Source organism: Waterburya sp. (genome assembly GCF_058530065.1).
The window spans coordinates 33,233-42,413 of the sequence record NZ_JBZNBU010000339.1 but is presented as its reverse complement, the minus strand read 5'-3'; the positions used below and the strand labels follow the sequence as shown (position 1 = coordinate 42,413).

Annotated in this window: 8 protein-coding genes and 1 pseudogene; 5 read left to right on the top strand and 4 right to left on the bottom strand. The window is 38.8% G+C overall.

Annotated elements, in window-relative coordinates:
• From AC33VI_RS20360 to AC33VI_RS20350, 3 genes and pseudogenes are all read left to right on the top strand, one after another.
• Positions 1-283, top strand: a pseudogene (locus AC33VI_RS20360) (MbnP family copper-binding protein); the annotation flags it as partial.
• 117 nt (positions 284-400) lie between these two features.
• Entirely contained in the window at positions 401-1,567 is a 1,167-nt protein-coding gene (locus AC33VI_RS20355) for an MbnH family di-heme enzyme (protein WP_491784088.1), read from the top strand.
• Positions 1,568-1,644: 77 nt separating this feature from the next.
• Complete coding sequence (locus AC33VI_RS20350) at positions 1,645-1,983, top strand: hypothetical protein (protein ID WP_491784087.1); 339 nt, start codon at positions 1,645-1,647, stop codon at positions 1,981-1,983.
• A gap of 64 nt (positions 1,984-2,047) precedes the next feature.
• Here the strand turns inward: AC33VI_RS20350 and AC33VI_RS20345 are convergent, their stop codons facing one another.
• A complete protein-coding gene (locus tag AC33VI_RS20345) occupies positions 2,048-2,254 on the bottom strand; it encodes a hypothetical protein (protein ID WP_491784086.1) in 207 nt (68 codons plus the stop codon).
• A gap of 209 nt (positions 2,255-2,463) precedes the next feature.
• On the bottom strand, positions 2,464-3,891 hold the full coding sequence (gnd, locus tag AC33VI_RS20340) for a decarboxylating NADP(+)-dependent phosphogluconate dehydrogenase (protein ID WP_491784085.1): 1,428 nt from the start codon (positions 3,889-3,891) through the stop codon (positions 2,464-2,466).
• Between the two features lie 223 nt (positions 3,892-4,114).
• On the opposite strand from gnd, the gene AC33VI_RS20335 reads away from it, so the two are divergent.
• Positions 4,115-4,978, top strand: a complete 864-nt coding sequence (locus AC33VI_RS20335) for an inositol monophosphatase family protein (protein ID WP_491784084.1) — start codon at positions 4,115-4,117, stop codon at positions 4,976-4,978.
• Here the strand turns inward: AC33VI_RS20335 and AC33VI_RS20330 are convergent.
• The gene (locus AC33VI_RS20330; RefSeq protein ID WP_491784083.1) at positions 4,969-6,243 is read right to left on the bottom strand and encodes a hypothetical protein; all 1,275 of its coding nucleotides are present in this window, start codon (positions 6,241-6,243) and stop codon (positions 4,969-4,971) included. The two genes, AC33VI_RS20335 and AC33VI_RS20330, sit on opposite strands and share 10 nt — an antisense overlap.
• Positions 6,244-6,432: 189 nt before the next feature.
• Here AC33VI_RS20330 and lptC point away from each other — a divergent pair, with 189 nt between their 5' ends.
• Complete coding sequence (gene lptC / locus AC33VI_RS20325; RefSeq protein ID WP_491784082.1) at positions 6,433-7,563, top strand: LPS export ABC transporter periplasmic protein LptC; 1,131 nt, start codon at positions 6,433-6,435, stop codon at positions 7,561-7,563.
• 93 nt (positions 7,564-7,656) lie between these two features.
• Here the strand turns inward: lptC and AC33VI_RS20320 are convergent, their stop codons facing one another.
• Complete coding sequence (locus AC33VI_RS20320) at positions 7,657-9,165, bottom strand: UbiD family decarboxylase (RefSeq protein WP_491784081.1); 1,509 nt, start codon at positions 9,163-9,165, stop codon at positions 7,657-7,659.
• Positions 9,166-9,181 lie beyond the last annotated feature (16 nt).

Below are 9,181 nucleotides of genomic sequence, written 5' to 3'. Positions count from 1 at the left end.
TGGTTGTAAAGATACCGCTAGAAGCGATTTATTTGTTGGTTGTCTCAACCCCAATCGCAGCACTGTTACTTTGGAAGACTTTAATCCCGACGATAATGTCGTCATTGCTGACTTAGCAGAATTACTCTACGAAACCGACTTGAGCACCAATCAAGCAAACACCCCCACAGGCTGTATGTCTTCTCCCGAAGATAGCGACTGTACCGAGATTGTACAGCGGTTGGGGTTGCCTTTTAATGGCGCAACTTCTAGCGAAGGACAAAGCTTTTTCTTTGTTGAGTAAAAGGGCTTTGCCCTAGCCATTAGCCATTAGCCCTTAGCTTTTTTTAATAGCCTTTTCCCCTTCACCTTTCCCCCTTGACCAATCCTTAGGAATAAATTTAATTTTGCACGATTATATATGCTTCGCGATCGCTTAATAAATTTAGCTATTGTTTTTTTATTATCCATCTGTTTGTCTGTAGGTTTGAGTCGGGTTATGGCAACGGAGAATAATTTGGCAGTAGTAACAGAATACAACTGGAATTTGCCAGCATGGACTCCCAAGCCTATTGTTCCAGCCGATAATCCCATGACGGCGGAAAAGGTAGAGTTGGGCAGACACTTGTTTTACGAGCCTCGGTTGTCGATTACGGGGGAATTTTCTTGTGCTTCTTGTCACCAACAATCTTTAGCTTTTACTGATGGTAAAACCGTTGCCATAGGTTCTACTGATGAAAAGCACCCGCGCAATTCTATGAGTTTGGCTAATATGGCATACAACCCAGTCTTGACTTGGGCAAATCCCTTGATGACTAGCTTAGAAAATCAGGCATTGATTCCTATTTTTGGCGAACATCCTGTGGAGATGGGAATGGTGGGCAAGGAAAAAGAAATAATTGCTTGGATGCAACAAGATCCTCAATATTTGCCTAGGTTTAAAGCGGCTTTTTCAGGAGAAAAAGAGCCAGTAACCATTAAAAATATGACTAAAGCTTTGGCAAGCTTCCAAAGAAGTCTGGTTTCTTTTAATTCTCCCTACGATCGCTATCGCTATCAACGAGAGGAAAATGCTATTTCTGCTGCTGCCAAACGGGGCGAAAAACTATTTAATAGCGAGCGGATGGAATGTTTTCACTGTCATGGAGGAATTAATTTCAGCGATTCGGTGCAACACGAAAATTTAGCATTTACCGAGGTTGCTTTTCACAACACTGGTTTATACAATATTGATGGTAATGGTGGATATCCCCTACCCAACACGGGAATCAATGAAATTACCCAAGAACCTACAGACATGGGACGTTTCAAAGTGCCTACCCTGCGCAATATTGCTCTCACCGCACCTTATATGCACGATGGTAGTGTAGTAACTTTACGAGATGCGATCGCCCACTATCAAGCGGGAGGAAGAACAATTGCCGAAGGAGAATTGGCAGGTATTGGCAGTCAAAATCCTTATAAAAGTGGCTTCATCCAAGGATTTGAAATTACCGAATCGGAAATGGATGATTTAATCGCGTTTTTAAATAGTTTGACCGATGAAGAATTTATTACCAATCCAGATTATAGCGATCCCAATAAGTAGCTGTACCTAAAAAATCTTAAATCCGAGAGATAAAAAAATCTTGTAATATAAAGAAAAGATAATAATATTTTTTAAAGATGAAAGCTAATTTAAAATGGTTGAGTTTTTTATGTTTGTTTGGTTTGACTAATGTTAGTTTAATGGTCAAAACAACTCCAGTTACAGCCCAAACAAGGGTTAATTTGAACAGTCTTAATGGCTTATTTACGCCAACTCAATCTCAAAGGTTTTTTAGGACTGGCAGAGAAAGATTTGAGCGAGAAATAAAAATATTTTCTAATCCAGACAAATACTTCAACAATGATTTGCTGACAATAGATACTGCTGCGATCGAACAGATGAAGACACCCCATCCAAGCTCTATTTTTAACTCCGATCCTTCGCAATATGAATTATCTCCCAATAAAATCAATTAGTAAAAATGTAACTGTCGATCGCTAGTGAGTGTGAGGAGTGTAAGAAAGAAAATAAAAAAATAAATTAATTAACAGTTTGAACTAAAATAGTTTGAACTAACAGTTTTGGTTCGGGACTACTTTTATTTTTAACTTGCTGCCATAAAGCTTCTACCTCCAATTCCAACTTGCGTAACTTGACTTGTTGTACCGTAGACAAAACTTGAGATTTTTCTAGCATAACGATCGTCAAAATATAGAATATTAAGTCTGACCATATCTGAATAGCCATAATAGCTCAATTATTCCTAAATTTATGGTAGATATTATTTATTTTCCCTGTAGATTTAAGATGACAACTTATGATTTGAGTAACGGCAATCTAGCAAAAAAGGGTCTGCCATCAATTAAAGAAAAACAATCTTTCAGATTGATGACCTACCCTATTTTAAAGGCGAATGATGGTTGCCCAAGCAACAATTTATTTCATGACCAAATCCACTAAGATTTTATTTTTTCCCACTCAGTATGAGAAAATTCTCCTCTAGGACGATCTACTCTTTCGTAAGTATGAGCGCCAAAGTAGTCTCGTTGAGCTTGAGTGAGATTTTGAGGTAAAGTCGCTCGACGATAGCTATCAAAATAGTCTAGAGAAGAACTAAATGCAGGTACGGCAACGCCCAACTGATTGGCAGTAGATAGTACTTCGCGCCATGCAGCCTGACGATTGACAATAGACTGTTTAAATTCAGGAGCGAGTAGAAGATTGGGCAGATTGGGGTTTTCTTTAAAGGCTTTTTTGATTTTGTCCAAGAAACCAGCTTGAATAATGCAGCCACCTTTCCAAATTCGCGCTATTTCTGCCAAATTGAGGTTAAAGTTAAACTCCTGAGATGCTTTGCTTAACAATGCCATGCCCTGAGCATAGGAACACATTTTCGAGCAATATAGAGCGTCTCTAACTTTATTAATAAACTCTTTTTTGTCTCCTTTATATTCATCAGCAGGAGCGGTAATTTCTTTAGATGCAGCAACTCTTTCTTCTTTATATGCCGACATAACGCGAGCGTTTACCGCAGCATAAATAGTAGGAATGGGTACGCCTAATTCTAGGGAACTTACTACCGTCCAACGTCCAGTGCCTTTTTGCCCCGCAGCATCTAAAATCGAATCTACCAAAGGCTGTTGAGTTTCAGGATCGGTATTGGCAAAAATGTCAGCAGTAATTTCAATGAGAAAAGAATTTAACTCGTCAGTATGATTCCATTCGCTAAATACTTGTTTTAATTCTTCACCCGATAGATTAAGAGTATTTTTCATCAAGTCATAGGCTTCAGCAATTAGCTGCATATCGCCATACTCGATGCCATTATGTACCATTTTGACATAGTGACCAGCACCACCAGGACCAATGTAAGTTACACAAGGGCCATCGTCTACTTGGGCTGCAATTTTAGTTAAAATTGGTTCTAAATCTCGATAGCCAGTTTCTGTACCTCCAGGCATAAGACTAGGACCATTAAGGGCGCCTTCTTCACCACCGCTTACGCCCATTCCCACAAAACCCAATCCTGTAGATTCTAGGTCTTTGGTACGTCTTTCTGTATCTTCATATAGAGAGTTACCGCCATCAATGATAGTATCTCCCTTATCTAATAATGGTTTTAATTGTTCGATTACCGCATCTACTGGTTTACCCGCTTTAACCATCACGAGGATGTTGCGGGGACATTCTAAAGTTTGCACGAATTCTTCTAGAGAATAGGCTGCTTTAATATCTTTCCCCTGGGCTCTGGTAGCCATAAATTTTTCGGTTTTTTCAGGAGAGCGATTGTAGACAGCAATAGGGAAACCGCGACTTTCTACATTCAGTGCGAGGTTTTCACCCATTACTGCCAAACCAATTACGCCAAAAGTTCTTTTTGCCATAGTTTTTAACTTGCCCCAAAGATTTCTTTGATTGTTTGAAAGAATGACTCTTGCCGATAAGTCTTTCTACAAAAAAGCTAGCGCAATTTTTCCACTTAAGATCTGTTCCTTAATTAACTCTTTGATTTCTAATGCAACAAATTGTATTATTGCTTACTTAATCTAGGTCTAGGTATGGTTATGTTAACTTTGGTGAATATGAATTAAATTTATTAAAATTATTATGCCTGCCAAGCCATCACCCCGCGAAATTTTAGCAACTTTACTACCCCATCTTAGAGTAGCTGCGGATTATGCCCGACAAATTCAACCTAAAATTATTTCTTTGCCCGATAAAGATGCAGGAGATAATATTTTATCGGCAGCTTTAACCGATGCGGATCTTTCTATTCAAACTTTGGTAGAGGTGGCTTTGTTAGGCACTTATCCCCATCTTGCTTTTTATGGGGAAGAATACCAAAAATCTCGCAATACTAAGTATTTTAGTTCTATAGAATTAGCTAGTAACAGCGATTATCTAATTACTCTAGATCCGATTGACGGCACTAAATATTATTTAGATGGATTTGATAATTACCAAATTATTCTCAGCATTCTGAGTAAAGACCATTATGAGGCGGTAATAGCGATTTCTCCCGCTCAAAATTGCTACTATTATTGTCTCCAAGGCGAGGGCGTATATCAGGGCAGACTAAATTTAAACTTAGATGAATGTCAGCGGTTAAAGATTGTCGCTCCCAAACCTAATATCTTGCTAGGCTGGGGAATGGCACACCTCAAACCTGCATTAGAAGATAAATATCGAGTTATCGATCTAGAAAATTGTTATTCTGCTGACCAACAGTTACCCAACTATAATGGCATCTTTTCTGGAGACTTGATTGGTTGGGTGACCAAAAGGGGAAAGTTTATTGACAGTGCGGCTTTAGCCTTTATGGCAGAAGAAAATGGTTGTATAGTAACTAGCTTAGATGGTTCGCTTCTACCACCTCTGAGCAATTGTAAAAATTATAGTTATGATGGGGCAATTGTAGCCAGTTCACCCCAACTCCACCAAGATATATTGGCAGCTTGCGCTCAAAATTGAATATTCAATTTACCATGAATTGATTGATTGCCAAAGCTAGTATCTCCAGTATTGCGATCGCGAACATTGGAATAAGTATAGCCCAAGTCTAGTTCTAGATTGGAAAGTAAGTTAGTACTGCACAGGGTTTTATAAGTCCAGGCATTGTCTGTTGCTCCATCTAGTTTTTGTTTGCCGAAAGCTAGAGATAATTTGCAGTCTAGGGTTTCATCGAACATCTTTCCTTGCCAAGCAAGTTCGCCATTGTAAACTAAAAAGTTTTGCGGAGAAAAATAACCGCTAGTTTGACTGAGATCGGACTCAAAATGCCAAGTAAAGAGATTGGCTGCTAGAGAAAAAGAACCAATTTTTTTTTCTAACCGACTGAAGGATTGCCATTCTTGATTGCGATCGCTCAAACTACCGTATTGCCCTAAAGTAAATAAACTCAAATTGGGGATTATTTGCCAATAAATACTAGGAGTAAAACGCCATAGGGTTATTTCATTAGTTAGAGTTGCTGCGTTAAATTTATAAGCTTGATATTGCCCTTGGGCAGAGATAACAAACAGGGATTTTAATTTACCATCCTCAGTGACGCTAGCAAAAAGAGGAGTACTACCTTTGAGGCTAAATCTGGGAGTAGCAGGTAGATTATCAAAAAAGTCTACACCTCCAGTAATAGTTAAATCAATCTTTTTGATTTTTGTCAGCCAAGATAAATATAGAGGAATATTGTTAACAGTTTCTAAATTATCTTGCTTGAATAAATTAACCCCCGTATTTAAAACAAAATCTAAATTAAATAAATTAAAATCTATTGCTTGATTGATTAATAAATTTGTTTGTCCGAAATTATCAAAATCTAATTTTAAATCGAAACTTAAATTTTCTATGGTGATGGTAGAAAAATCAGGAGATGTATCGCTGTTTTTCTTGGGTTTGCTACGCAGATCGATATCTGCCGTACCAGATTCAATCGAGGATTCATCAGATAAATTAACTTCTGGTAAGGGAATATTAGGTTGGGGCTTTTTCGGCTTAGGCTGAATTTGAGGAGCGGGTTTAATTGGTTTTGGTGGGGAATTATAGCGATCGCCTTGACTGTCTGACAATTCTGATTCGGGAGTAGATTCTATTTCTGGGTTGAAATTTTCTGGTGCTGCACTGACTCTTTTAATTACAGTTAAATAAATTACAATTATCCCGCTAAAGAAGATAAATGATTTAGTTATTGCCGACTGATATAAAAGACATTTAATTATTTTTGCTAAATTAAATTTCATTTAACAATTTATAAGGAAACCAATCGGTAGTTTATTCCGAGTTTCCCAAAACCGCTAGAAAAGATTTAGCAAAACTTTTTCTGTTTAACCGATACTTAATCTATGATGAATTCTAGCTCTGCGATCGCTAAAGGGAAAAAGCTAGAATTATTAAGGAATTGCACAAATATAGTTAATAATGAGTAATTAGTGATTAATAATATTTTTCAATTTTATCTAGTAATAGTTTTAGGGGTAGCTCTAGTTGGCTGTCAGACATCTACCCCAGAATCTAATTCTCTCAATAATCCTCCAGTAAGTCGCGAAGAAACTCAATTAGTTTTAAATAATGCTGTTTTAGAGCAGTCTAACAAGAGAGATAATACTGTATGGAAAATTAAAGCAGATAATATTGTTTATAGCGAAGACAAACAAACGGCAGATTTAGAAGAGGTAGTAGCCAATCTCTTGCAAGATGACCAAATTATTCTCAAACTAAGTGCCAATCAGGGAAAAATTCAAGAAAATGGCAATCTAATTACTCTCCAAGAAAACATTGTTGCCAGCGATCCGCGCAATAACAGCACAATTCAAAGCGAATTGCTGGAATGGCGACCCCAAGAGAATCTATTATTAATTAAGCAAAAACTAACAGGAATCAGAGATAATTTAGAAATTTCCGCTTTAGGAGGGAAATATCTCACAGACAAAGAGATTTTAGAGGTTGCTGGCAATGTGGTAGCAAATACTAACAAACCCTCTTTACAATTAAAAAGCGATCGCCTGATCTGGGATATTATTTCTAATAGAGTTACTAGCCCTGGTGCAATAGATTTAGTCCGTTATGACCGAGATGAAAAAATTACCGATCGGTTAGTGGGCGATCGCGGTAATGTAGATTTAAGCACCCATACAGCCACCATAGAAGGCAATGTGGAGTCGATTTCCCTCGAACCCAACATCCAAGCTGCCAGCGAATCGATTCAATGGAATTATCAACAACGGATTGGCACAACAGATAAACCAATTCAAATTATCAATCGCGATCGCCAAGTCACCCTAACGGGCAACCAAGGGGAAATAAATCTCCTGCAACAACAAGCTATCTTAAAAAATGGAGTCCGAGGCATCGATCTCCAACAACAAGCGGAATTATTCGCCCGTGAATTAATTTGGAATATGGATCGAGAGACTATTGAAGCAACGGGTAATGTCATTTACCAACAAACCGATCCTCAAGTCAGATTGACTGGAGACAAAGCAATCGGCACTCTTGGCAAGAATAACATTACCGTCACTAGTAATGGCAAAGAACAAGTTACTTCGATCGTTAATAACTGATGTGATGTTACCCATAACAAGAATGGTATTGGTTACTGGTGATTGGGTATTATTCCTAATCTCCGATTTGTAGCATTCTTGTTAAATTCCATATTATTTCATATCATAACCAAATAAATTGGCATCCACTTCACTGAGATCGATGTCTCCCAAACCATATTCTTGCCAACGTCGAGAAACCATATTAGCCGTATCATCATCTGATTCTAAAGGTTCGCCCCATTCGTGATTAGTTTCTGGGGGAATTTTGGTGGTTGCATCTATACCCATACGTCCCCCCAAACCAATTTTTTCGCTAGCGAAATCTAAAGTATCAAAAGGAGTGTCGGGTAAAATAAATACATCCCTAGAAGGATCTACTTTAGAACTAATCGCCCAAACTACCTGACGAGGATCGCGAATATTGATATCTTTGTCTACCACAATGACAAATTTAGTGTAGGTAAACTGCGGTAAGGCACTCCAAAAAGCCAAAGCTGCCCTTCTGGCTTGACCTGGATAAGCTTTATCGATCGAGATAATTGCCGCCTTATAGCTTAATGCTTCCATAGGTAGGAAGAAATCGACAATTTCTGAAACCTGCTGGCGCAAGATAGGAGTATAAATCCGATTAAGTGCGATCGCCATCATGGCTTCTTCTTTAGGAGGACGACCGCTAAAAGTAGTTAAATAAATGGGATCTTTACGGTGGGTCATGCAGTGAAAGCGTACTAGAGGAGAATCTTCCACTCCGCCATAGTAGCCCATGTGATCGCCAAAAGGTCCATCGGGCAACATTTCTCCAGGAGTAATCGTACCTTCTAAGACAAATTCGGAATCGGCAGGAACTTCTAAATCTACAGTTTTACACTTAGCTAGCTTTACTCCACTACCGCCATACAATCCTGCAAACAACCATTCGGAGAGGTCTACGGGAATAGGAGTAGCGGCAGCCATAATAATCATCGGATCTACCCCTAAAGCGATCGCAACCTCCAATTTCTGCCCTGCTTCTGCTGCTTTACGTAGGTGTCTCGCCCCACCACGTACTGACAGCCAGTGAACTGTCATGGTGTTTTTAGACTGTAATTGCAGGCGATATACCCCTACGTTAGGCGTACCAGTTTCAACATCTTTGGTAATGACCAATCCTAGAGTAATAATTTTCCCCGCATCTCCTACATAGGGACGAATCATGGGAATTTTATTGAGGTCTAATTCATCTCCTTCGATCGCTACTTGCTGACAGGGAGGAAAAAAGTCTCTTCCTGGTTTAGCTTTTAAGACATCAAACAGTACTTTGCCAAAATCTACTGCTTGCTTGATTTTTTTAGGCGGTTTGGGTTGCTGCAACATAGCCAGTTTCGATCCCAGAGTTTCTAATTCTTCGGGATGTTCCATGTTCATCGACCAGCAAATTCTTTCTACCGTACCCATCAGATTGACCGCTACAGGAAAAGGCGAACCTTTGACGTTTTCAAATAGCAGTCCTGGACCTCCTGCTTGCAACATCCGATTGGAAATTTCTGCGATCTCCAAATCTGAATCTACTAATGCAGATATGCGTCGAAGTTGTCCTTTCGATTCTAATAATTTTATAAATCCCCGTAAATCTCTAGCCATATAAAGAAATGTAAAG

Bases quoted from the DNA above. Each gene is read 5' to 3' on its own strand.
- AC33VI_RS20355 (WP_491784088.1), top strand. From the start codon at position 401: ATGCTTCGCGATCGCTTAATAAATTTAGCTATTGTTTTTTTATTATCC.
- AC33VI_RS20350 (WP_491784087.1), top strand. From the start codon at position 1,645: ATGAAAGCTAATTTAAAATGGTTGAGTTTTTTATGTTTGTTTGGTTTG.
- AC33VI_RS20345 (WP_491784086.1), bottom strand. From the start codon at position 2,254: ATGGCTATTCAGATATGGTCAGACTTAATATTCTATATTTTGACGATC.
- gnd (WP_491784085.1), bottom strand. From the start codon at position 3,891: ATGGCAAAAAGAACTTTTGGCGTAATTGGTTTGGCAGTAATGGGTGAA.
- AC33VI_RS20335 (WP_491784084.1), top strand. From the start codon at position 4,115: ATGCCTGCCAAGCCATCACCCCGCGAAATTTTAGCAACTTTACTACCC.
- AC33VI_RS20330 (WP_491784083.1), bottom strand. From the start codon at position 6,243: ATGAAATTTAATTTAGCAAAAATAATTAAATGTCTTTTATATCAGTCG.
- AC33VI_RS20320 (WP_491784081.1), bottom strand. From the start codon at position 9,165: ATGGCTAGAGATTTACGGGGATTTATAAAATTATTAGAATCGAAAGGA.